This window comes from Pseudomonas serbica (assembly GCF_028823535.1).
GTDB classification, from domain to species: Bacteria; Pseudomonadota; Gammaproteobacteria; order Pseudomonadales; family Pseudomonadaceae; genus Aquipseudomonas; species Aquipseudomonas serbica.
This window is the reverse complement of the sequence record NZ_JAQIYM010000020.1, coordinates 28,729-52,819: the sequence shown is the minus strand read 5'-3', so window position 1 is coordinate 52,819 and position 24,091 is coordinate 28,729. Positions and strand designations below refer to the sequence as shown.

Sequence of the window (24,091 nt, the reverse complement as noted above, 5' to 3'; positions counted from 1 at the left end):
AATTTTGATTTCTTTTGCCCCCAAAGGGAACTTTTTTATTTTTCATGGTCGTTGTGTCTTTGGCACGATTCCCGACGTTATCCATCAGGATCGGGCACAATGCCCGGAAACTTCATGCCAACGCTCTGGACTAACCTCATGAGTCGCGTTGGGCTATAACCTTTGACACACTTTTATTTGTAGTAGGGAGCATCAGTACATGCAACTCGGGATTATTGGACTGGGCCGCATGGGCGGCAATATTGCGCGGCGCCTGATGCTCAACGGACATAGCACCGTTGTGTACGACCGCAATACCGCCTTCGTCGACACCTTGAGTGCAGAGGGCGCCACGGGCGTTGCCGATTTGCCGGCCCTGGTCGCTGGCCTGGCCAAGCCACGAGCGGTGTGGGTCATGCTGCCGGCAGGCGCACCGACCGAAGACACCATCGACAACCTGAGCACCTTGCTCGAAGCCGGCGATACCATCATCGACGGTGGCAACACCTTCTATAAGGACGATATTCGCCGGGCCAAGACCCTCGCGGAAAAAGGCCTGCACTACATCGACGTCGGCACCTCCGGTGGCGTCTGGGGCCTGGAACGCGGCTATTGCATGATGATCGGCGGCGATACCGAGACCGTCACACGTCTCGATCCGCTGTTCAAGTCCCTGGCGCCGGGCATGGGTGACATTCCGCGCACCAAGGACCGCAAATCCGATGACGATCGGGCCGAGCACGGCTACATCCACGCTGGTCCCGCCGGTGCCGGGCATTTCGTCAAGATGATTCACAACGGTATCGAGTACGGCATGATGCAGGCCTTTGCCGAAGGCTTCGACATCCTGAAAACCAAGTCCAGCGACATCCTGCCGCCAGAGCAGCGTTTCGACCTTAACGTTGCCGACATCGCCGAAGTCTGGCGTCGTGGCAGCGTGGTGTCCTCGTGGTTGCTCGACTTGACCGCCGACGCCCTGGCCAGCGATCCCAAACTCGACGGTTTTTCCGGTTCCGTAGCGGACAGCGGTGAGGGTCAGTGGACTATCGAAGCCGCCATGGAACAAGCCGTGCCGGTGCCAGTGCTGTCGAACTCGCTGTTCTCTCGTTACCGCTCGCGCGGCCAGGGCACCTTTGGTGACAAAGTCCTCTCGGCCCAGCGCTTCGGCTTCGGCGGCCACGTGGAGACAGCGAAAAAATGACCCATGGGATCCGCAGCAAATCCAAGACTGAACCCGCGCCACCCACCACGCTGTTCCTGTTCGGCGCCCACGGTGATCTGGTCAAGCGCCTGCTGATGCCGGCGCTGTACAACCTCAAGCGCGACGGTTTACTCGGGGATGGCCTGCGGATCATCGGCGTTGACCACAACGCCATCAGCGATGAAGGCTTCGCGAAGAAACTCGAAGACTTCATTCGCAGTGAGGTGGCCGGCAAAGTCGGCAAGGGCGATCAGTCCCTTGACCCGGATGTGTGGGCCAGACTCGCCAAGGGCATCAGCTACGTCCAGGGCGATTTCCTGGACGACAGCACTTATCACGCGCTGGCGGCGAAAATCGCCGACAGCGGTACAGGCAACGCGGTGTTCTACCTGGCCACCGCGCCACGCTTTTTCAGTGAAGTGGCGCGCCGTCTCGGCGCGTCCGGTTTGCTCGAAGAAAGTGCCGAGGCGTTCCGAAGAGTGGTGATCGAAAAGCCCTTCGGTTCCGACCTGCAAACGGCCGAGGCCTTGAACGCCTGCTTGCTCAAGGTCATGACGGAAAAGCAGATCTACCGGATCGATCACTATCTGGGCAAGGAGACCGTGCAGAACATTCTGGTCAGCCGGTTCTCCAACAGCCTGTTCGAAGCGTTCTGGAACAACCATTACATCGACCACGTGCAGATAACTGCCGCCGAGACCGTCGGCGTGGAAACCCGTGGCAGCTTTTACGAACACACCGGCGCCCTGCGGGACATGGTGCCCAATCATCTGTTCCAGTTGCTGGCAATGGTGGCCATGGAGCCACCGGCCGCGTTTGGCGCCGATGCGGTTCGCGGCGAGAAAGCCAAGGTGGTCGGCGCGATTCGTCCCTGGTCGGCGGAAGAAGCTCGGGCCAATTCCGTTCGCGGCCAGTACACCGCTGGCCAGATCAATGGCAAGCCACTGCCCGGTTATCGCCAGGAAGAGAAGGTGGCGCCCGACAGCAACACCGAAACCTATGTCGCGCTCAAGGTCATGATCGACAACTGGCGCTGGGTCGGCGTGCCGTTCTACCTGCGCACGGGCAAGCGCATGAGCGTGCGCGACACCGAGATCGTCATCTGCTTCAAGCCAGCGCCTTATGCGCAGTTCCGCGATACCGAAGTGGATGAGCTGGCGCCGACGTACCTGCGGATCCAGATTCAGCCCAACGAGGGCATGTGGTTCGACCTGCTGGCCAAGCGGCCCGGCCAGGCCCTGAAGATGGACAACATCGAACTGGGGTTTGCCTACAAGGACTTCTTCGAAATGCAGCCGTCCACCGGCTATGAAACCCTGATCTACGACTGTCTGACCGGAGACCAGACGCTGTTCCAGCGCGCCGACAACATCGAGAACGGCTGGCGTGCCGTGCAGCCATTCCTGGACGCCTGGCAGCAGGATTCCAGCGTGCAGGGCTACGCTGCGGGTGAAGACGGACCGCAGGCCGCCAAAGAGCTGCTGGCACGCGACGGTCGCGTGTGGCACGGGCTTGGATGAGTGACGTGTCGCCACGTTGAACCGCGTTATCGTTCTTCGCGGGCAAGGCTCGCTCCTACAGGTCAATGTGATCATCTGTAGGCGCGTGGCTTGCCCGCGAAGGCGTCAGGCCTGCCAGCTTAAAGCCAGAAACTAACCGCGTACCAACCCAGAGTCCCCATCACCACCGTATACGGCAATGCCATCCACACCATCCGCCCATACGACAGGCGAATCAGCGGTGCAATCGACGATGTCAGCAGGAACAGGAACGCCGCCTGGCCATTGGGCGTCGCTACGCTGGGCAAGTTGGTGCCAGTGTTGATCGCAATCGCCAGGGTCTCGAAATGCTCGCGACTCATGTGTCCGGAGACGAAGGCCTGTTTCACTTCGGTGATGTAGATGGTCGCTACGAACACGTTGTCGCTGATGGCCGAAAGCAGGCCGTTGGCGATGTACAACATGCCCGGTTGTTGATCGGCGGGCAGGGCCAGTACCCAATGGATCAGCGGCGTGAACAACTGTTGATCGTGGATCACTGCCACCACGGCGAAGAACACCACCAGCAGCGCCGTGAACGGCATGGCGTCCTTGAATGCAGTGCCCAGGCGGTGCTCGTCGGTAATGCCGGTGAACGCGGTGATCAGCACGATCACCATCAGCCCGATCAGGCCCACTTCCGCCACGTGAAAGGCCAGCCCGGCAATCAGGATCAGGGCGGCCACGCCTTGCACGAGCAACGCTGCGCGCTGACGCGCGGTGCGCTCGGCATTGTCCTGGGCGGCGTAACTGGCCAGCACGGTGCGTACGTTGTCCGGCAGCAATGTACCGTAGCCAAACCAGCGCAGTTTTTCCAACAGGACGCAGGTGACCAGGCCCGCGACCAGCACCGGCAAGGAAACGGGCGCGACTTTCTGGAAGAATTCGGCGAAGTGCCAGCCCATCTCATGGCCAATCAACAGGTTCTGCGGCTCGCCCACCAGGGTGCACACGCCACCCAGCGCCGTGCCCACGGCACCGTGCATCAACAGGCTGCGCAAAAACGCGCGGAACTGCTCAAGGTCAGCGTGGTGCAGGGTAGGCAGGTGTTGGTCATCGCTGTATTCGCTGTCCTGGCGCGGATCGCTACCCGAAGCGACGCGGTGGTACACCGAGTAAAAGCCGACGGCGGCACTGATGATCACCGCGGTCACGGTCAGGGCATCGAGAAACGCCGAGAGGAACGCCGACAAAAAGCAGAACATCAGCGCCAGCAGGGCCTTGCTGCGCACACCGAGCAGCAGGCGCGAGAACAGGAACAGCAACAGGTCTTTCATGAAATAGATACCTGCCACCATGAACATCAGCAGCAGGATCACCGGGAAGTTGTGCAGCAACTCGTCATAGAGCGCCTTGGGTGTGGTCATTTCGAGCAGCAACGCTTCGACCAGCAGCAAGCCGCCGGGCATCAGCGGATAACACTTGAGGGCCATGGCCAGGGTGAAAATGAACTCCAGCACCAGCAACCAGCCAGCCACCACCGGCCCTGCGGTCCATAACACCAGGGCGTTGAGAATCAGGAAACCGACAATGCAGGCCTTGTACCAGCGCGGTGAGTTGCCGAGAAAATTGTGCGCGAACGCCTGGACCATCGAGCCGGACATCGGCTACTCCTTGTATTAAGAAGCGCGCAACTTGCCGTAAGCCGCAAAGAAGATCAAGCGTAGGAGAAATCCGTCGAATTACACCCGGTAGCGTGCGACGATCGCCCGGTAATTGCCGTCCAGCGAATAGCCACCTACAAGGACGTTACCATCGTCCTGCACGGCGACTGACGTGGCCGTGTCGAGGCTGCGGCCCAGGCGGGTGCGCACCCATCCGCTGGCGTTACCAAAATCGCCATCAAGTTGCCCGCCTGGCTGGTATCGACCCAATATAAAGTCGGCTTCGACGCCGCCAATGGTGGCGCCGACGGTCATTACGCTGCCGTCCGGTTGTACTTGGGCGGCGGTCCATTGGCAGCCGCTGTGGCCGATTTCCAGCAATTGCGCCTGTCCGCCATTGCAGTGATGGTCCGGGCGACCATTAAGGTGCAGTTTCAGGGCCAGACAGCGCATGGGGTCGCGGCTGCTGCCAACACAGAGTATGTCGCCATTGTCCTGCTGGACGATCTGACTGACCTGGGCACCGTGGCCGTTCGCCGAGAAGCTCATGAAGCCATCCAGGGCAAAGCTGTTGTCGAGGCTGCCATCGGCGTGATACCTGGCCACCAGGCCTTCTTGCGGGAAATTGATCGATCCACCCACCAGGATGCGACCGTCGTGTTGCACTGTCACGTTGCTGAGCCAGGTATTCATCAGCAGGTGCCTGACCATCACGAAGCCACGGCCATTGAAGGCGCTGTCCAATGAGCCATCGTTATTCAGCCGTATCAGCATGGCGGCATGATCGGCCAGCTCGAAGTGATGGTTGGCCACCAGCAGTATTCGACCGTCCTCCTGCACGTCGACACTGCAAGCCTCAGCGCCCGGTACGCCCGGGGGCAGCCAGACATCACGCATGCCCCGGGACAAATTACCTGGCAGACGCACCACACAGCGGCCATTGTCGCCAAAACGCTGGACCGGTTGGCCTTGCGGGTCAAACAGCGCCAGGGCGGGGAGCGTGCGGTGTTCGCTTTCATATTGCAGGCCGGCGATCAGGATGTTGCCGTCGGCCAGCACCCGCACCTTGCCGCCCATTGCCTCAAAGCCCTGTTCGAATTGCCCGATGACGCTGCCCTGCTTGCCAAAGGCCAGATCCGCCGAGCCGTCCTTCAGCAAACGCGCCAGGCCAAAGCGGCTGCCGCCAGGCATGGTGACCTTTGCCGCCACCAGCAGTCGCCCCTGCGAATCGATCGCGATGTCGTTGGCCAGGCTTGAACTGCTGCCGAAGAAATACACCTGGGTGGTGCCTTTGGCAGCGAAGGTAGGGTCAAGCTTTCCTGCATCAGGAACTGTTGCGGGGAAAGCCAAAGCGGACTGGATTGACATGCACGCATCTCCTTGCGAGTCGTCCTGATCCAGAAGTTGGGGTGGCGACTATCAAGAGATTATTCAATCCCTGAATGATTAAATGCACAACTGTCAGAAGTAACAGGTGGAGGGTCGTTGTGTGCCACAACAGTGACTTTTCGAACCAAAGACTAGCCAGCAAAGAATCCAGGACGCGTCGAAGTTCATGTAAGGAGCCGTCTTAAGTGTACCTGGCATGCAAAAAACGCCAACTTAGGACAAGGGCAGGGCGCGGATTACCCCGGAGTAATCCGCAACACAATTACTGTGGCATCGACCACGATTGCAGTGTGTAGCCTTCTTCGCTCAGTTCGGCGCGGGCTTGTTCCAGCAGGCTTTCAAGCTGCGCTGGATCGCTGTAGGCGCTGCTCGGGATCTGCTTGCGTCCAATGCTGTTACTGGTGCGATCGATAACGGTCAGTGTCAGTTCGCCATTCCCGTCCTGCGGGGCCCAGGCTACGCATTTGAATGGTTGAAATGCACGGTCGGCAATCAGAAGAGCTTCGTTGACACGGAGCGGGGCGTTCATAGGTCGTCTCTCTATAGGCCCAATCAAGTCAGTGGCCGTCGGTTGGGCTTACCGTTCGGCTGGTACTTGTACTGATGCCCGCAACCGGGGTTCGGGTCACACTCAATCAAAAGAAATTTCAACTTTCTTTTATATCCGCGTCAATCGGGGGTGCGTTGAAAGCTCAATGAAAGAAAAGAAACCTCAGGTCGCTGGAAAAACCTGTTTCTTATAACTCATTGCGCAGTACGCCTATAGTCAATCGGTACAAGCGCCTGTCAAATTCTTGCTAATGTTACAGCCAGGTCCGCCAAATGACTGTTTTTAATAAAAAATCCTAAAATTTGGCGTCAAGGAAATCACATGAACGAAGCGCCTGCGTCAAGACGTTTATTAGTGGTGGATCCCTGCGACGACTGCCATCGCCTGTTGCCGGGATTACGTTCCGTGGGTTGGGATGTTGACAGCTGCTCGCTGGACAACGCCGCCGATCGGAGCTGTGACGTGGGCCTGTTACGACTGCAGCCCTTTCACCTTGAACATCCGGATACGGTCAAGGAAGTGATCAGCCGCAGCGGTACCGAGTGGATCGCCGTGCTCAATCAGGATGTCCTGCGACTCCAGAACGTCGGGGACTTTGTCTGCGAGTGGTTTTTCGATTTTCATACCTTGCCGTTTGACGTCTCCAGGGTCCAGGTCACGCTGGGCCGGGCCTTCGGCATGGCGCGCCTGCGCGGGCAGGGCACGGTTCACATCGACCAGCCCGAACACGAGCTGCTGGGCGACAGCAAGCCTATACGCGAATTGCGCAAGCTTTTAAGCAAGCTGGCGCCCACCGAGTCGCCAGTGTTGATTCGTGGCGAAAGCGGCACAGGCAAGGAACTGGTAGCCCGCACGCTGCATCGGCAATCCTTGCGCCACAGCAAACCCTTTGTCGCGATCAATTGCGGGGCGATTCCCGAGCACCTGATCCAGTCCGAACTGTTCGGCCACGAGAAGGGGGCCTTTACAGGCGCCCATCAGCGCAAGATCGGGCGGATCGAAGCGGCCAACGGTGGCACACTGTTTCTCGACGAGATCGGTGATCTGCCCCTGGAGCTGCAGGCGAGCCTGTTGCGGTTTCTCCAGGAAAAACACATCGAGCGGGTGGGCGGCAGTCAGCCGATTCCGGTGGATGTGCGGGTGTTGGCGGCAACCCACGTGGATCTTGAAGCGGCGATCGAGAAGAAAAGCTTTCGCGAAGATCTGTATTACCGCCTGAACGTATTGCAGGTCGCGACTTCGCCCCTGCGAGAGCGCAATGGCGACCTGTCAATGCTGGCCAACCATTTTTCCCATTTCTACAGCCATGAAACCGGCCGCCGTCCGCGCAGTTTCAGTGAAGACGCCCTGATTGCCATGGGCAAACATGACTGGCCGGGCAATGTTCGTGAACTGGCCAACCGGGTCCGTCGCGGCCTGGTCCTGGCCGAAGGCAGGCAGATCGAAGCGCGCGACCTGGGGCTGATCAGCCATCATGCCATCGCCGCGCCGATGGGCACGCTGGAAGACTACAAGCACCGGGCAGAGCGTCAGGCCTTGTGTGATGTGCTTAACCGCCACAGCGACAACCTGAGCATTGCCGCCAAGGTGTTGGGCATCTCCAGGCCGACCTTCTACCGTTTGTTGCACAAGCATCAGATCCGCTAACCGCCACATCAACAAAGCCCCGTTGCGATGAAAGTCGCAACGGGGCTTTGTCGTGGATCAGAAGTAGTACGGGAATTTCAGGCTGAAGGAGAAGTCCGGCGAGTCGTCGGTCAGGCCGATGGCCAGGTTGGGCACGATTGTCAGGTTGTCGGAGGCTGCCAGGGTCATGCCGATGTTGAAGTTGGCCGAGTTGTAGTCGCTGTTGGAAATCGATTGCCATTCGCCGCCGTCCGGCTTGATCTTGCTCTTGCGGGCGAACTGGTCGGTGAAGGAGAACGACATACTCATCTTCTCGTTCAAGGCGAACGCAATACCGGCGCCGACCTGCCAGGAATTGCCCAGTTTCACGTCCCCGGGCACCTTGGTGTTGACCGTAGGGCTGATGTCGCTGAAAGAGTCCTCCATGTTGTAGGTGTAGGCCAGGCTGCCGAACAGCACGGCCGGGTCGAAGGTCTTGACCAGCGAGATACCCGGGGTGATCGCCCAGACGCCGTTGCCGGTCGGCAAGTCCTCGGGGACCGCGAGGTTGTCGTTGCCCGGAACCTCCACCAGCTTGATACCGTAGGGATCATCCCCGGTCGGCGCCTTGAGGCGCAGGGTCACCACCGCGTCGGGCAGGTTGACCGATTCATCGAGGAACTTGTAGGCAACGCCAACGTTGATATCGCCGATGGTGGGGTCGCGGGTAACGGTTTCGTCTGAAACCCCATTGGCGGCGCCACCGGCGCCACCGGATGAATAGGTGGATTCGCGATACACCACGGGGACGTTGATGTCGAACTGCCAGCGTTGCGCCATGTTATAGCGGGCGGTCAGGTCGAGGGTCCAGTTATCCGCCTTGATGCGGTCGAGGTTGATGTTGCCGAGGAAAATCGAGTCCAGGGCGAGGAAGCCGTTGAGCGTCAACGCACGGGTATCGTAGTGGGTGTAGGTCAGGCCGGTTTCCACGCTGAACTTGCCGCCACCGAAGAAGCCGCTGGCTTCGTCGTACAGGTTGGACACGCTCTGTGCCGGTTCCGAGTCGTCCTTGAGCGACTGCCCGTAGGAACTGCCCGTGGTGCCAGGTGCGCCGGCAGCTACCGTCTGGCCACCTTTGGGCGTTTCGGCGGGAGATTTGGTCAAGCGTTTGGGAGCGGGTGTCGCCGGTGCCTCTTCGACTTGTCGAACGCGCTGCTCGAGGACCATCAGCGCGTTCTGTTGTGCTTCGTAACGCTGTTTCAGCTCCATGAGTTCTTGTTTTAGTGCTTCGACCTGGGGGTCCGGTGCTGCGTAAAGCAATGAAGCCGGGGCCAGGCTACTCAAACAGACGATAGCTCTGATCGTTAACATTCGATGCATGGGTTAGCCGTCCCTTCTGACTACATTTGATGAGACTCAGCGTAGATCAGAATCCTTGAGTGCGAAGACCTTTGAGTTGGTCGAGGTTGCCGTTCAGGGAGCCAGCGGTCGCCGCGTTGTCACGCAGCACGATATTCAAGGACGTGAGGTTCCTGACCTGGTTGCTGCTGCCGAGCAACGTCGTGTTCTGCATCAAGCCCCCCTGGGCCAGGCGCTGCACGGTACTGCCCTGGTTGTTGCTGGCCAGGATGTTGAGTTGCACCCCCGTACCGCTCGAGGAAACGCTGAGCGAGCCCGCGCCATTGGCACCGACCAGCGTCGAGCCCGCGGCCAGGGCCTGGCCTTGCGGTTGCGAGGCTGGCGCCTGGTTGGCCTTGGAGACGTTGATGTCCACATTGTTGTAGGCACTGTTGTTGTCGCCGGCAGCCCGCACGACCTGGGTGACGCCTTCGGTGCTGTTGAGGCCGGCGCCACCGGTGACACTGCCGGTGCCGGCGCTTTGACTATGGGCCGAGCCATAGCCTTTTTCGTCGATCATCGTCACGTAGAACTGTGGCTTGATGGTCGATTGCTGAATTTGCATCGAGGACGTCGCGCCGATCACTTCACCATTGGCATTTTGCCAGGTGCTGGTCATGGCAATGCCAAAACTGATGATCCGCCCCGGCATCACATAACGACCGCGCAGGCTGGCCAGTTCATGGTCGTTCAGTTCGATGGGTTTCAATAGTTCCGCATGGGTCGGCAGGCTGGCGGCCAGGCAAACCACGACCAGCCAGATTGGAGTCTTCATTGGATACTCCCGGAGCTTCGTGCTCGTTATTTTTTATAAAAAGCGTTATTAGAAGAAGTCGCTCTGGATAAATCCGAAATCCATCAAATCTGCGTCCTGCACCGGGCTGAAGGCGTTGACGCGGTTCTTGGCGGACAGTGGCAGTGGCGGGTCGAGCAATGCATTGGTCTTGTCGTAGCCTTGGCCGATGACGGCAAAGATGATGCCGTTCCAGCCTTTGACAAAGTCATCGACCTTGTAGCGTTTATGCCCCAGGACCGGGTCTCCGATGTATACCCAGCCGTTCTGGACCCTTTGCATGACCACAAAATGCTTGTAGCCACGGATGTCCAGGAGCACCACCACCGGGATCTTGATATCGCTCAGGGTTTCCGTCGCTACCCGGTAGCCACGGGCGCGCATGCCGATACTTTCCACGTAGCGCTTCATGTCGAGCATGGAGAAGCCCTGGACGCGGACCAGATCCTGGTCGGAGTGTGACAGCATGCCTTCGATGATCTGTTCTTCGTCTACGTCCAGCCAATAGGCCTGGCGCAAGATGGTCGCCAGCGCTGCGGCGCCGCAACTGAAGTCGGTTTTCTGTTGCACCAGGTCGGCAAATTTGCGCTCGCGTACGCTCTGGATCGGCTTGTACACCAACCCTCCGCCCGGCAGGACGGACAGCGGCAGTTGTGCCGCCTCGATCACACTGGCCACGCAAAGCAAAAATGCCAAGGCGATAATGCGCATGGTAGGACGCCTTCTGGTCGGGTTGAAAAAGGCCCCCGGAAGGGGGCCTCCACAGACAGCATTAGAACGATTGGTTGGAGATGGCCAACGAGTTGCTTTGTTGGTTGCCCACACCTGCCGCCACGTTGACGCCCAGGTTGCCGCTGCCGCCGTTCACCGAACCGCTCAAGGTTGCAGTGTTGGTTACAGGGTTGGCCCAGCCAGTTGGAGTCAGCACTTGATAAGAGTAGGTGTTGCTCAAATCATAAGAGCTGCTTTCACTGAAGCTTTTCGCTTTGTCGTACGCAGATTCGGACGACTTGCTGCCCGATTTGTCGTACGAGGACGCGGTCGACTTCTCGTACGAGCTATCGAACGATTTGTCGAACGCCGATTCGCGAGACTTATCGTACGAAGATTCGTGCGAACGGTCATACGAAGAGTCGCGCGAATGGTCATACGAGGAATCGCGCGAACGGTCATACGAGGAATCGCGCGTTACGTCGAACGACTTGTTAACCGCTACGTCAAGCGTTGCATCAAGCGAAGCGTTAAGCGATGCGTCGGAACTGCTGCTGCGGGTGCGATCACCAAAGCCAAAATTGACGGTGGTGGAATTCGAAGCCGCTGCAGAAGCGTCCAGCGTTGCGCCCAGGGAGGCATTCAGAGAAGCACTCGAAGAGCCGCTTGCACTGGCGCTGTTGGAACCGCTTGCAGTACTGCTGTGGGAACCGCTGGCATTGCTGCTGTTGGAACCGCTTGAAGCGCTGCTGTTGGAACCACTGGCACTGCTGCTGTTGGAACCGCTGATATCAGCACTGAACGAACCACTGGCGTCGGAGCTCCTGGATCCGGCTGCAGCCCAGCTCGAAGAGTTGCTTTGACTGCCGCTGGCTTCGAAGGACTTGTCGCGAGAGAAACTACCGGTGGCGGTTTTGGTAACCGTAATGGTATCTACGCGATAGGTCCGGTCAGCGGTGTTGTTCACTGTCAGGCCAGGACCGTCTTGATTGGCGGAGGCGGTGGCTCTTGCGCTACCGAGTGGAGCATTGGTATTGGCAATGGCCATGGTGTTTTTCTGTTGGTTCAGATCGCCACCAGCAATGTTGATACCCACGTTACCGCTGCTGCCGTCGGCGGATCCACTCATCACGGCAGAGTTGGTTACGCCGAAGTTGTCGACGCGGTTACGGTTGCTGGTTTGCCTTACGTCAGCGGTGGCAGTGGCCATGCCGAACACAAAGCTGTTATCGATCGCGGCATTGTCGGAGGCTGCGTTGGCGATGGCAGCGGCGTTGTCTTGCTGGTTGCCGGAACCTGCCGCCACGTTGACGCCGACGTTGCCGCTTGCGCCTGCGGCCGAACTGCTCATCTCGGCCGAGTTTTCTACCCCTTCATTCCAGATGCGGTTGCCGGTACTGCTTTGTCTATCGCGCGCGTCGGCAGTCGCGCTGATAGGGACCATTTTTGCAGGAGGGGTGTGGTGGCCACCATTGTGATGGTTACCACGCCTATCGTTTTGCCCAGCTTGTACAGCAACAGCCATGACCGCAGCAATTGCGAAAACCAGAGGCTTTAATGCCATCGAAGGTTTCATGGTGATTCTCCGTACTTATTTTAGGTTAAGTGTTGTTTTTACCTATTTGGGTCAATCCACGACCCGTACGCTCAGGGTATTGGCCATTCGGTTTCCCACCCCGGCGCTCTGATTCACCTGAATCACCCCACGGCTACCGGTGAAAGCCTGGTCACTGGTAGTGACCTGGCGATAGCCGGGTGCAGAGTCAGATGGATCGGAGTTGTAGAGCAGCGTCACGTTCTGTTGCATGAGGACGCTGTCGTCGATACTTTGCGGCTGCTCACTGGTGCTTATGCGCAGCGCATTGGCTTGCTGGTTGCTGGCACCCGCACTCTGGTTGACGCCCAATGCGCCATTGCCATGGCTGAAGGAGTCGCCTTGAATGCTGGCGTGGGCATCGATCCTGGGATCGACAATGGTGCGCAACCGTTGGCGAATATCCGTGGTCGCGCTGGCGTCACGGCCAATGGCGAAGGCCCTGGCGTTCGCCTGTTGCTGCAAATCGCCGGCCGCCTGGTTGACCCCGACGTTGCCTTGGTACTGCGCGCCCGAATTGTCGATGGTGGCGTTATCGATGACGGGGGATTGGGCGAAGGTCGAAGCACTGCAAAACATGGCGATCATCAGCAGCGTACGATTCATCTCAACGGTCTCCCGTCAGGATTCTGAGGGCGCCCAGGCCCTGCTGGACGTTGGAGTTGACCATGTTGGCAATGCCGCTGCCGGAATTGCCCGACCGCCCGGCGGGGAGGTTGGAAAGCTGGTTCTGAGTGCTGATGTTGCCGCCCAGGTTATTGGTGTTTTGCGTGACCATGCGCGAGATGCCTGCACCACTGGCGACACCGGCAAAGTCACCGTCGCTCAACTCGTTGGTTTGAGCGAGGATCTGCCTGGACGGGTTGGCGTTGACAGTCGTGGGGTTGGGATCGGGAACGAGCGGCGGAATCGTTGCATTGCGCACCTGGACATCGCGCTTGATGATGATAATGCCGTTATCCGCTTGAACAGGCAGGCAGGCCATTGAGCTCAGTGCACATCCGACCAGCAGGAGACTTTGGATGTTGTTATGAAATTTCCCCACGGCGGCAATTCCTTCTGTAAGTGGAACGCTGGCCCTTATCAGCGTTGCGAAGGAAGAGAGCAGAAGCTGTGCCGGTTTTTGTTTTTCTTTTGATAACAGTGGCTTGGCTTTAATTGTTGAGGTGATGAAAAACACTTTGTAAAGTCACTGAGACAGGAACGCGCAAAAGTGCCGTCTTTGCTGGCGGCATTGCTTGCTGAGGGCGTTTAAGGCAAGTTGTATCAGTGGCTTAACAATTTCTGGTAAAAATGCTCAAACCGCTTTAGCTCGCGGTTTTGCGTCGGGAAGGGTGTTTCAGGAGTGGACATTTTCGGCAGGGCGGGGCCGTCCCGTCAGGCGTTGAGCAAGCGAGTTACAGCTTCGAATGCCGCGTCCCTACGCTGTTTCCAGTCACCTTGTACCAGCTGGTAAGGCTGTTTATGCAGGTCAAGCCACTGGCGGCTGGCCTGGAAAAACGCCTGGCGCTCTGCCAGGTTCGGTTGGCAACGCTGCCCGTCGTCATGCCAAGCCACGGTTTCCGGGCTTAACAGCAGATGCAGGTCATAGTGCCGTTCCCGCAGTGCCTGCTCGATCCACACCGGGCAAGCGCCAAACAAGGTACGGCTCCACAGGATATTGCTTAACAGGTGCGTATCGAGGATCAACAGGGGCGGCTGTTGGGCCCGGGCCTGATCTTCCCAAGACAGCTGGCCAACTGCTATTGGCGTGATGTCTTCGTAGCAGGTTACTCGGGCTTCCTTTTCGATAAAATGCCGGACGTACTCGCCGACCAATATGCCGCCGAAGTTGGCGTGAATCTCGTTCGAAATCCAGCTTTTACCGCTCGATTCAGGTCCTGCCAATACCAACACCTTCATGGGCAAAGCACCGGATCGCTGCGCCATGTGCGCCAGCCTTGAATGGCCAGCAAGGTGAACAGGCCATACAGGGCAGCGGTCAGGTACATTCCTTTATAGAGGAAGAGGCCGACGAACACGCAGTCAAGGACGATCCACAGCGGCCAGCACTGCAGGCGCTTTTGCGCCATCCACCATTGCGCCACCAGGCTGAAGGCCGTGAGGGCGGCATCTAGCCAGGGTTGCGCAGCGTCGGTCCAGTGCGCCATGGCGGCGCCCAGCAATAGACTGCCGAGCGCGCCGATAGCCAGTCCCAACGCCACCGCGGGCGCCTCCAGCCGGCTGACTTCGCGCCCATGATGTGCCTGGCCTGCGCGGGTCCACTGCCACCAGCCGTAAAGCTGCAGAGCGGCATAGATCACTTGCAGCAACATGTCCGAATACAGCTTGACCTCGTAAAAGATCCAGCTGTAGATCAGCACCATGACCAGGCCGATCGGCCAGCACCAGGGGTTCTGTTTGACCGTCAACCAGACGGCAATGACGCCGAGGGTGGCGGCAAACAGTTCAAGCCCGGACATGCAGGTTCCTTGGGAAAATCGAAGAGGGGGCGGATTGTAACCGGATTATGGCGAACAGGCTTGCCTCGGTACCAACGACGCCGCAGCGCAAATCGAACCAGTCTGCTAGCATTTCGTCCCCGCACGCAAAAACCTGAAATCCAACTGATTTTTCACGAAACGCTTAACGTTTTTTGCGTAGGCTTGCGCACGCGGGACTTAACGACGCTGATTACAGTAAACGGCAATAAATAAATGAATGGGGCATGCGTCGACGCATAGCCTTTTGGGGGATTGATGGATCTTTGGACGGCCTTTCAGGCTTTGATTCTTGGCGTTGTAGAAGGGCTGACGGAGTTCTTGCCCATTTCCAGTACCGGACACCAGATTATTGTCGCCGACTTGCTCGACTTCGGTGGCGAGCGGGCCATGGCGTTCAACATCATTATCCAGCTCGGCGCCATCCTGGCGGTGGTCTGGGAATTTCGCCGCAAGATCTTCGACGTGGTCGTCGGCTTGCCGACGCAGCCCAGTGCCCGGCGCTTTACCGCCAACCTGCTGATTGCTTTCTTTCCAGCGGTGATATTGGGGGTGATTTTCGCCGATCTGATTCACCACTACCTGTTCAACCCGATCACCGTGGCCACGGCATTGGTGGTGGGCGGGATCATCATGTTGTGGGCGGAAAAGCGTCAGCATGAAGTGCATGCCGAAAGTGTCGATGACATGACCTGGAAAGATGCTTTGAAAGTTGGCCTGGCCCAGTGCCTGGCGATGATTCCAGGCACCTCGCGCTCCGGCTCGACGATCATTGGCGGCTTGTTGTTCGGCCTGTCGCGCAAGACTGCTACCGAGTTTTCCTTTTTCCTGGCCATGCCGACCATGGTCGGCGCGGCGGTGTACTCGGGCTACAAGTACCGCGACCTGTTCGTGCCGGCTGACCTACCGGTGTTTGCCCTCGGCTTCGTTACGGCGTTCATTTTCGCGATGATCGCGGTCAGGGGCTTGCTCAAGTTCATCGCCAGCCACAGCTATGCGGCGTTCGCCTGGTACCGTATTGCCTTCGGCCTGCTGATCCTCGCGACCTGGCAGTTCGGTTGGGTCGACTGGACCGCCGTCAAGCCATGAACGAAACCAGCGCGCGCAACAACGTCGGACGCCAAACCGGCGCGGGTATCCGCCATCGGCGCCTGAAACTGCTGGTGTTCGTGATGTTGTGCGCGCTGCCGTTGTCCGGTTCGATGTCGTTGTGGCTGCACGGGGTTTCGTTGATTCCCCTGGCGGCCTACGGCATTGTCAGCGTGCTGGCGTTCCTGCTGTACTGGCGCGACAAGCACAAGGCGCGCGCCGATCAATGGCGTATCCCGGAAAACGTCCTGCATGCGCTTGAGTTCGCTGGCGGCTGGCCGGGCGCCTTGCTCGCGCAGCAAGTGTTTCGGCACAAGACGCGCAAGCTGTCCTTTCAACTGGTGTTCTGGATCATCGTGCTACTGCATCAGGTGTTCTGGATCGACCGGTTGTTCCTCGGTGCGCAGCTGTTCACCCTGTTCTGATCAGAGCAACAGCCCCACTTGGGTGCGCTTGGGCAGTCTACCGACTACAAGCTGATGGGAGCGCCGCAGCAAGCCTTGCAGTTCCTCGGCGCCAAGCGGGTAGGGCGTGGCCATGATGATCCATTGGGCCCGCGCCAGATAAGGCGCCGGATGAATGCCCAGGCGGTCGCAGTGACCGAGAAACAGGTCCTTGTCGACCTTGAACGCCAACGAATCGCCGCGCAGGTTCTGCAAGGCGAACATCTTGTTTCCGGCAATCGAAAACACCCGCACGCCACCCCATTTGTAGTCTTCCCGGGCACCCGGCAATGCCAGGCAAAAAGCCGCCACGTCGGCCTCGCTCATGCGTCCTGCCTTCATATCAATCGATCCCCACAGGCATTGAATGTTTCGATCAGATGGTCGAGCCAGGCGCGCACGGCCGGCATCACCCCGCGTCGATGGGGGTAGACGGCCTGCAGCCAGCCCCCGGGCAACGTCCATTCGGGCAGTAACTGTACCAGTGAGCCGTTGGCCAGTTCCTGCTCGCAATACATCATAGGCAACATGGTAAAACCCTGGCCGGCGAGGGTGCAGGTCTTGCGCACGATGAAGTCGTCGATACCCAGTCGTGCTTCAAGGGCCAGTTCGTGTTTCTTGCCCTGGCGATCGACCAGGCCAATGTGCACCAGGCGATCGGGTTCGAGGGCGCCGAGTACGGGCAGGTTTTTCAGGTCATCGGGGTGATTGATGTCCAGTCCCTGGAGGAACGCGGGGCTGGCGACCATGAGCATTTGCGCCTGACGCAGACGGCGGGTCACCAGCAGCGGGTCTTCATCGCCCGGCTCGCGTACGCGCAAGGCGACGTCCACGCCTTCGGTCACCAGGTCGACGCGGCGATTGACCAGCATCACCTCCAGCTGTACTTGCGGGTACTTCTCCAGGAAGTTGCTGATCACCCCCGGCAGCATTTCATGGGCCAGGCCGACCGGGGAAGAAACCCGCAAACGCCCCCGAGGCTCGCTGGACATGCTGGCCACGGCTTCGTCAGCCATTTCCGCTTCCAGCAACATGGCCTGGCAGTGGCGCAGATAACGTTCGCCGACGGCGGTGAGTTTCAGCTGGCGCGTGGTGCGTTGCAGGAGCCGTGCGCCGAGGCGCTCTTCAAGCTCGGCAATGCGCCGTGACAGTCGCGACTTGGGAATCCCCAGCAAACGCCCGGCGGCCGCGAAGCCACCGGCCTCCACGACTTTGGCGAAGTAATAGAGGTCGTTCAGGTCTTGCATGGGTGTGCCCTCAATCGTTCCATCAGTGGGACAAACTATCGCATTGTTGCAGACTAATCAGCTATTGGTTTCGTCTGTAGGATTGTTTCCATCAGATCGCTTCTGGCGATCCTCACTTGGAGTTCCCACATGAAACTGCTGCATATCGATTCGAGCATTCTTGGTGACAACTCGGCTTCCCGTCTGTTGAGCGGCGAAGTCGTCAAAGCCTGGCAAGCCGCTGAGCCGTCCGCCGTGGTGACTTACCGCGACCTGGCTGCCGACGCCATCAGCCACTTTTCCTCGACGACTCTGGTTGCAGCTGGAACCACCGCTGAGCTGCGCGACGCCGCCCAACAGCACGAAGCCGAGCTGAGCGCATCGACCCTGGCTGAGTTCCTCGCCGCCGATGCCGTGGTCATTGCCGCGCCCATGTACAACTTCACTATCCCGACCCAATTGAAAGCCTGGATCGACCGCATCGCCGTTGCCGGCCAGACATTCCGCTACACCGAAGCCGGCCCTGAAGGCCTGTGCGGCGGCAAGAAAGTTGTAATCGTCTCGACTTCCGGTGGCCTGCATGCCGGTCAGGCAACTGGTGTGGCCCACGAGGATTACTTGAAGGTGCTGTTCGGTTTCATTGGCATCACCGACATCGAATTCGTTCGCGCCCACGGTCTTGCCTACGGTGATGAAGTACGCGGCAAAGCCATGAGCGATGCCCAGGCGCAAATCAGCGAGCAACTGTTCGCCGCCGCGTAAGGCCTGCATAAAGACCCGCCAGCGCTGCAGGCAATTCCCAAAAAACTCTGTATTCTGATCACGCAAGTGATAGATACAGAGTTTTTTGTTTCTGTCTGTTGCAAGCTGCTGTTGCAATTCTGGCCTGAGTTATGCAGTCGAGGCTTAACGTCTCCGTTCCGGTAGCAAGGTGGGGCATCCCATGGTGCGTCTTTGTGCAGCATTGCTGATCTGTCTGCTCGCCAGCCTGAATTCAGTGCACGCCGCGCCTGCGCCGCATCCGCATTGGAGCGTCGGCTTTCATGAAATGAGCTTTCTCGATCCGCTCGATCTGCAACCGATGCGCGCCATTGCCTTCTATCCCTCGAGCGCAAAGGAACACTCCAGCACGCTTGAGGGCTACAGCGTCGAAGCTGGGGAAGACACCAAAGTGGCCATCGGCCGCTTTCCGATGTTGATGCTGTCCCATGGCAACACCGGCACTCCGCTGGCCCTGCACGACCTGGCCACGTCGCTGGCTCGCAAGGGGTTTGTGGTGGTGGCGGTGATTCATCCGGGTGACAACTCCAGGGACCACAGCCGTCTGGGTACCTTGAGCAATCTTTACGGACGACCGATCCAGATTTCCGAAGCCATTACCGCGACGCTGGGCGATCCCATGCTCGCACCCTTCGTCAACGCCGAACAGGTTGGGGTCATCGGTTATTCGGCAGGGGGCGAGACAGCGTTGATACTGTCTGGCGCGACCCCGGACCTGGACCGTTTGCGCCGTTATTGCCAGGAACGTCCCGACGACCATGATGCCTGCAATACCCAGGGTGAACTGATCGTCGACCGCGATGATTTGCAACCGGTGGCCGACCCGCGGGTCCATGCATTGCTGCTGATGGCGCCGCTGAGCCTGAAGTTTGGCCGTCATACCCTGGCCGATGTGCATGTTCCGGTCCTGCTTTACAGCGGCGATGGCGACAAGCTGGTGGCCCCCGACAAGAATGCATCGGCCCTTGCGCGCAAGCTGCCCGTCGCCCCCGACTTCAAGCTGCTCGCCGGGGCCGGGCACTTCGTATTCATGGCACCGTGCAATGACGAACAGATCGTCATCACGCCGGCCCTGTGCACCGATGCCGAGGGGGTCGATCGCGCCGATATTCATCGTAACTTGATCGCCGAAGCCGGGCGCTTCTTCTCTCGTACCTTGGGCAAGCCCACGCGCGCTGGGATGCAGACCGCCGATCAATGAACATCGCACCCAGCCCTGTAGGAGTCAGGTCATTGCGCGGTGTTTGAGAAGCAGTGTCAGGCCCAGCGCACACACCGACAACAACGCCGCACTGAAGAAGATCCACGCGTACCCCAGGTTCAACGCCACCGCGCCCATCAATGGACCGGCGATTGCCAGCGCCAGGTCAAAAAACACCGCATAAGCGCTCAGGCCCGCGCCGCGACTGGAATTGGGCACCTGCTTGATCGCCTCGACGCCCAGGGCTGGATACACCAGCGACAAACCGAAACCGGTCAGGCCGGCACCGATCAAGGCATAACCGGTCGAAGGCGCCAACCACAACAGCACCAGGCCAATGGTTTCGATGGACATGCAGGCAACGGCGCAAGTGAAACCGCCAAAACGGCTGATGCTGGAAATGAACAGCAATCGGGCCAGGATGAAGCACATCCCGAACACCGTCAGGCAATACGCAGCGCCGCTCCAGCCACGATTGACGTAATAAAGCGTGATGAAGGTGGTGAGGGTGCCGTAGCCGATCGAAGCCAGGCTCAGGCTGGCACCGAAGGGTGCGATCCGCCCGAACACCGCCCAGAACGGCAGTCGCTCACCGCGCACCACCGGCACCGACGGTTTGTTGCGAATCAGCAGCAAAGCCAACAGCGCCAGCGCCGACAGGGCGATACCCAGGCTGGCAAACCCCAGTTGACCGACCATCACCACCCCCAGTGGCGCCCCGATGGCAATCGCGCCATAAGAGGCGATGCCGTTCCATGAGATCGAGCGCGCGGTGTGTTCGGCGCCTACCTGGCCCATGCACCAACTGATGGTGCCGACTCCGATCAGCCCTTGGGCGATGCCCAACAACAAGCGTCCGGCGATCAGGACCAGCAGGCTGATCAATGGGAAGCCTTGCAGCAAGGTCGACAACAAGGTCAGCCCGCCGCTCAAGACGATCCCCGCCAGGCCATAGATGATTGCGCGCTTGGTGCCGATGTTGTCGGACATGCGCCCGGCCATGGGCCGGCTGAGGAGGGTGGCCAGATATTGCGAGCCAATGGTCAGCCCGGCGACAACGGCGCTGAACCCCAATTGTTCATGGACATACCCCGGCAGCACCGCAATCGGCAGGCCGATGCAGAGGAAGGCGACGAAGGTATAGAAAACGATGGAAACGATCTGCAAGGTGATCGCCATGGAGCTTTGCGGTGGCTGTTCTTGCGCAGACATGGGGGCTCGTTCGCGGGCAGCGGTGGGAGAGCTTCATGATGGCGTGGCCGTGGGATAAAAGGAAGCAGGCTAACTAATTTGCATGGATATTCTCTTCGTTCCTGAAGGCCTCATCGCGAGCAGGCTCGCTCCCACAGGGGAAAGCGTTCCAAATGTGGGAGCGAGCCTGCTCGCGATGGTCTCGACACCACAGAAAATCATGAGCCGGAATGCAAAAAGCCCCGTCACAAAGGACAGGGCTTTAAGTTGCAGCTTGCAGCTAAAAACTAATAGCAGTTTTTAGAACACCACACCCTGGCTACGCAGGTAATCGTCATAGGTGCCGCTGAAGTCGGTCACGCCGTTCGGGCTCAACTCGATGATGCGGGTAGCCAGGGACGACACGAATTCTCGGTCGTGGCTGACGAAGATCAGCGTGCCCGGGTAGTTTTCCAGCGCCAGGTTCAGTGCCTCGATGGATTCCATGTCCAGGTGGTTGGTCGGTTCGTCCATCACCAGCACGTTCGGCTTCTGCAGGATCAGCTTGCCGAACAGCATGCGACCTTGCTCACCACCGGAGATGACCTTGACCGACTTGAGGATCTCGTCGTTGGAAAACAGCATGCGGCCCAAGGTACCGCGAATCATCTGCTCGCCCTGGGTCCACTGACCCATCCAGTCGAACAGGGTCACGTCGTCTTCGAAGTCGTGCGCATGATCCTGAGCGTAGTAGCCCAACTCAGCGGCGTCGGTCCACTTGACGCTACCGGCATCCGGGGTCAGTTCGTTGACCAGGGTGCGCAACAGGGTGGTCTTGCCGATCCCGTTCGGGCCGATGATCGCCACGCGTTCGCCGGCTTCAACCTGGAAGCTGAAATCCTTGAACAGCGTCTTGCCGTCGAAGCCTTTGGCCATGCGCTCGACGATGACCGCCTGGCGGTGCAGCTTCTTGTTTTGCTCGAAACGGATAAACGGACTCACGCGGCTCGAAGGCTTGACCTCGGCCAGCTGGATTTTGTCGATCGCCTTGGCGCGGGAAGTAGCCTGCTTGGCTTTCGAGGCGTTGGCCGAGAAGCGGCTGACGAAAGACTGCAGTTCCGAAATCTGGGCTTTCTTCTTGGCGTTGTCCGACAGCAGTTGCTCGCGGGACTGGGTCGCCACGGTCATGTACTCATCGTAGTTGCCCGGGAACAGGCGCAGCTCGCCGTAATCCAGGTCAGCCATGTGGGTGCATACGCTGTTCAGGAAGTGACGGTCGTGAGAGATGATGATCATCAAGCTGGAACGCTGGGTCAGAACGTTTTCCAGCCAGCGGATGGTGTTGATATCCAGGTGGTTGGTCGGCTCGTCGAGCAGCAGCACTTCCGGATCGGAAAACAGCGCCTGGGCCAGCAATACGCGCAGTTTCCAGCCTGGGGAAACTTCGCTCATCGGGCCGAAATGCTGCTCGATGCCAATACCCAGGCCGAGCAACAGTTCGCCAGCACGGGACTCCGCGGTGTAACCGTCCATTTCGGCGAATTCGGTTTCCAGCTCGGCCACGGCCATGCCATCTTCTTCGGTCATTTCTGGCAGCGAGTAGATGCGATCGCGTTCGGCCTTGACCCTCCACAGCTCTTCGTGACCCATGATCACGGTGTCGATTACGGTGAATTCTTCGTAGGCGAACTGGTCCTGGCGCAATTTACCCAGGCGCACATTCGGTTCCAGCATGACCTGGCCGCCGGAGGGATCAAGGTCGCTACCGAGGATTTTCATGAAGGTCGACTTGCCGCAACCGTTGGCGCCGATCAGGCCGTAGCGGTTGCCCGCGCCGAATTTGACCGACACGTTTTCGAATAGCGGCTTGGCGCCGAACTGCATCGTGATGTTAGCTGTAGAAATCAAAGGTTTTTCCTGCGAAGCATTCAGAGTAGCTAGGGTTGCGGCAGTACCGAATCAGTACCCGTTTCCGTCATTCGGATCACGGGAAATGCATCCCGGTCAGAAGCGGAAGATCCATCTGGCAATAAGTGGACAGCAGCATGTGGAGCGCTTGGCCCGAGTCGACGTGCGCTGAGGCCGGGATCATCCCGTCATCAACCAAGGGGGGCGCGTAAAGTTTGGCGGCGATTGTACTGGTCTGGCTCTTTAAACGATAGGGCAATAAGGCCGCACCGACGCATTGTCTGCATCAACGGACAGATTTTCACATTTGCAGGCTAACAATTGATTAAAGACGATGGCTAAAATGCCGTCTTTCATTTGATGCCAAACGTTGGCATCGGCTCAAGGACGGGTCACCCGGCCCGCTGACTGGTTTTCAGACGCTGCACAAGCTCCACAGGCCGTTAGTGCCAGGGGCGCAGTTTGTTCACCTCTGACGTGTGACGATTTCCGTGAAACTCATCATTGCTGCTGTCTATGTAGTCTCCATCGCCTATGTCCACCTGCGCGGTCGCGTACGCCACAAGCTGGCGCGCCAACTGAGCGACCACTCGACGTTCCTGGCGCCGATCAATTGCTTCCTTTATCTGTTCTCGAAGATCCCCAACAAGCCGTTTCTCAACCCGGCGGACTTTCCCGACCTGACGCCGCTGCAGACCCACTGGGCAGAAATTCGCGCCGAAGGCCAGAACCTGCTGAAAGCGGGGGAGATCAAGCGCTCCAACGATTACGACGACGTCGGCTTCAACTCCTTCTTCAAGACCGGCTGGAAGCGTTTTTACCTGAAGTGGTACGGCGACAGTCACCCCTCGGCCATGAAACTCTGCCCGCGCACCACCGAACTGGTGCAGGGTATCGGCTCGATCAAGGCGGCGATGTTTGCCGAGCTGCCGCCGGGCTCGAAACTGGTTCGCCATCGCGATCCGTATGCCGGTTCCTACCGGTACCACCTGGGCCTGGAAACGCCCAATGACGCCGGTTGCTACATCAACGTCGATGGCGAGAACTATCACTGGCGCGATGGTGAAGCGGTGATATTCGACGAGACATTCATTCATTACGCGCAAAACACCACCGAGCAGAATCGCATCATCCTGTTCTGCGATGTCGAGCGCCCGATGAAATACCGCTGGGCGGCCGCGTTCAATAGCTGGTTCAGCCGCAACGTGATGTCGGCTGCCGGTGCGCCGAACGAGGCGGGCGACAGGACCGGGGGCATCAACCGGCTGTTCGGCAGGATCTACAAGGTTCGCCTGCACGGCAAGGCGCTGAAAAAGCGCAATCGCAAGCTGTATTACCTGCAGAAGTGGGCGTTTTTTGGTGGGTTGCTGGCGATTTTTGTCCTGGTCTGAGTACGCCTTCGCTGGCAAGCCAGTTCCTACGGGACTTGCGA

23 protein-coding genes are annotated in these 24,091 nt (G+C 59.0%); 8 read left to right on the top strand and 15 right to left on the bottom strand.

Going from position 1 to position 24,091, the window contains the following annotated elements; genetic code table 11:
- Positions 1-199 precede the first annotated feature (199 nt).
- On the top strand, positions 200-1,180 hold the full coding sequence (gene gnd, locus NQL71_RS26830) for a phosphogluconate dehydrogenase (NAD(+)-dependent, decarboxylating) (protein WP_077183308.1): 981 nt from the start codon (positions 200-202) through the stop codon (positions 1,178-1,180).
- Entirely contained in the window at positions 1,177-2,700 is a 1,524-nt protein-coding gene (zwf, locus tag NQL71_RS26825; RefSeq protein WP_046820021.1) for a glucose-6-phosphate dehydrogenase, read from the top strand. The genes gnd and zwf overlap by 4 nt, the downstream gene beginning before the upstream one ends.
- Positions 2,701-2,819: 119 nt before the next feature.
- Here zwf and nhaB read toward each other — a convergent pair whose 3' ends face one another.
- From nhaB to NQL71_RS26810, 3 genes are all read right to left on the bottom strand, one after another.
- Entirely contained in the window at positions 2,820-4,322 is a 1,503-nt protein-coding gene (gene nhaB, locus NQL71_RS26820; RefSeq protein WP_077183309.1) for a sodium/proton antiporter NhaB, read from the bottom strand.
- Positions 4,323-4,400: 78 nt separating this feature from the next.
- A complete protein-coding gene (locus NQL71_RS26815; RefSeq protein WP_274643634.1) occupies positions 4,401-5,690 on the bottom strand; it encodes a hypothetical protein in 1,290 nt (429 codons plus the stop codon).
- Between the two features lie 283 nt (positions 5,691-5,973).
- Positions 5,974-6,240 (bottom strand): hypothetical protein, encoded by a 267-nt coding sequence (locus tag NQL71_RS26810; RefSeq protein ID WP_166619508.1) that lies wholly within the window; start codon positions 6,238-6,240, stop codon positions 5,974-5,976.
- 342 nt (positions 6,241-6,582) lie between these two features.
- Between NQL71_RS26810 and NQL71_RS26805 the strand changes: the two genes are divergently transcribed.
- Positions 6,583-7,908, top strand: a complete 1,326-nt coding sequence (locus NQL71_RS26805; RefSeq protein ID WP_046820017.1) for a sigma-54 dependent transcriptional regulator — start codon at positions 6,583-6,585, stop codon at positions 7,906-7,908.
- A gap of 57 nt (positions 7,909-7,965) precedes the next feature.
- Here the strand turns inward: NQL71_RS26805 and fapF are convergent, their stop codons facing one another.
- The 8 genes from fapF to pnuC form a co-directional block, all read right to left on the bottom strand.
- Positions 7,966-9,246, bottom strand: coding sequence for a fibril amyloid transporter FapF (gene fapF, locus NQL71_RS26800; protein ID WP_274643633.1), 1,281 nt, complete (start codon positions 9,244-9,246; stop codon positions 7,966-7,968).
- 46 nt (positions 9,247-9,292) lie between these two features.
- Positions 9,293-10,039 (bottom strand): fibril amyloid subunit FapE, encoded by a 747-nt coding sequence (gene fapE / locus NQL71_RS26795; RefSeq protein ID WP_274643632.1) that lies wholly within the window; start codon positions 10,037-10,039, stop codon positions 9,293-9,295.
- A 48-nt stretch (positions 10,040-10,087) separates the two neighbouring features.
- Entirely contained in the window at positions 10,088-10,768 is a 681-nt protein-coding gene (gene fapD / locus NQL71_RS26790) for a fibril amyloid maturation endopeptidase FapD (RefSeq protein WP_046820014.1), read from the bottom strand.
- A gap of 61 nt (positions 10,769-10,829) precedes the next feature.
- Positions 10,830-12,344: an amyloid-like fimbrin subunit FapC gene (gene fapC / locus NQL71_RS26785; protein ID WP_077183313.1), complete on the bottom strand. Its 1,515-nt coding sequence runs from the start codon at positions 12,342-12,344 to the stop codon at positions 10,830-10,832.
- 51 nt (positions 12,345-12,395) lie between these two features.
- Positions 12,396-12,968 carry a fibril amyloid subunit FapB gene (gene fapB / locus NQL71_RS26780; RefSeq protein WP_046820012.1) on the bottom strand — a complete coding sequence of 191 codons (573 nt, stop codon included), beginning with the start codon at positions 12,966-12,968 and terminating at the stop codon, positions 12,396-12,398.
- Position 12,969: 1 nt separating this feature from the next.
- Positions 12,970-13,407: a functional amyloid chaperone FapA gene (gene fapA / locus NQL71_RS26775; RefSeq protein WP_080957113.1), complete on the bottom strand. Its 438-nt coding sequence runs from the start codon at positions 13,405-13,407 to the stop codon at positions 12,970-12,972.
- A gap of 332 nt (positions 13,408-13,739) precedes the next feature.
- Positions 13,740-14,264 carry an AAA family ATPase gene (locus tag NQL71_RS26770; protein WP_046820010.1) on the bottom strand — a complete coding sequence of 175 codons (525 nt, stop codon included), beginning with the start codon at positions 14,262-14,264 and terminating at the stop codon, positions 13,740-13,742.
- A complete protein-coding gene (gene pnuC / locus NQL71_RS26765; protein WP_046820009.1) occupies positions 14,261-14,824 on the bottom strand; it encodes a nicotinamide riboside transporter PnuC in 564 nt (187 codons plus the stop codon). The genes NQL71_RS26770 and pnuC overlap by 4 nt, the downstream gene beginning before the upstream one ends.
- Positions 14,825-15,100: 276 nt before the next feature.
- Here pnuC and NQL71_RS26760 point away from each other — a divergent pair, with 276 nt between their 5' ends.
- Positions 15,101-15,931, top strand: a complete 831-nt coding sequence (locus NQL71_RS26760) for an undecaprenyl-diphosphate phosphatase (protein ID WP_046820008.1) — start codon at positions 15,101-15,103, stop codon at positions 15,929-15,931.
- Positions 15,928-16,356: a DUF1294 domain-containing protein gene (locus tag NQL71_RS26755; RefSeq protein WP_046820007.1), complete on the top strand. Its 429-nt coding sequence runs from the start codon at positions 15,928-15,930 to the stop codon at positions 16,354-16,356. The genes NQL71_RS26760 and NQL71_RS26755 overlap by 4 nt, the downstream gene beginning before the upstream one ends.
- Here the strand turns inward: NQL71_RS26755 and NQL71_RS26750 are convergent, their stop codons facing one another.
- Positions 16,357-16,716 (bottom strand): MmcQ/YjbR family DNA-binding protein, encoded by a 360-nt coding sequence (locus NQL71_RS26750; RefSeq protein WP_274643631.1) that lies wholly within the window; start codon positions 16,714-16,716, stop codon positions 16,357-16,359.
- Positions 16,713-17,621 carry a LysR substrate-binding domain-containing protein gene (locus NQL71_RS26745; protein ID WP_274643630.1) on the bottom strand — a complete coding sequence of 303 codons (909 nt, stop codon included), beginning with the start codon at positions 17,619-17,621 and terminating at the stop codon, positions 16,713-16,715. The genes NQL71_RS26750 and NQL71_RS26745 overlap by 4 nt, the downstream gene beginning before the upstream one ends.
- A 129-nt stretch (positions 17,622-17,750) precedes the next feature.
- Between NQL71_RS26745 and NQL71_RS26740 the strand changes: the two genes are divergently transcribed.
- A complete protein-coding gene (locus tag NQL71_RS26740; protein WP_046820004.1) occupies positions 17,751-18,362 on the top strand; it encodes an FMN-dependent NADH-azoreductase in 612 nt (203 codons plus the stop codon).
- A 181-nt stretch (positions 18,363-18,543) separates the two neighbouring features.
- On the top strand, positions 18,544-19,581 hold the full coding sequence (locus tag NQL71_RS26735) for an alpha/beta hydrolase family protein (protein WP_166619502.1): 1,038 nt from the start codon (positions 18,544-18,546) through the stop codon (positions 19,579-19,581).
- Between the two features lie 24 nt (positions 19,582-19,605).
- Here the strand turns inward: NQL71_RS26735 and NQL71_RS26730 are convergent, their stop codons facing one another.
- Complete coding sequence (locus NQL71_RS26730; protein ID WP_166619501.1) at positions 19,606-20,793, bottom strand: MFS transporter; 1,188 nt, start codon at positions 20,791-20,793, stop codon at positions 19,606-19,608.
- Between the two features lie 279 nt (positions 20,794-21,072).
- Positions 21,073-22,659, bottom strand: coding sequence for an ABC-F family ATPase (locus NQL71_RS26725; RefSeq protein ID WP_274643629.1), 1,587 nt, complete (start codon positions 22,657-22,659; stop codon positions 21,073-21,075).
- A 491-nt stretch (positions 22,660-23,150) separates the two neighbouring features.
- Here NQL71_RS26725 and lpxO point away from each other — a divergent pair, with 491 nt between their 5' ends.
- Complete coding sequence (lpxO, locus tag NQL71_RS26720) at positions 23,151-24,050, top strand: lipid A hydroxylase LpxO (protein ID WP_046820000.1); 900 nt, start codon at positions 23,151-23,153, stop codon at positions 24,048-24,050.
- Positions 24,051-24,091: the final 41 nt, after the last annotated feature.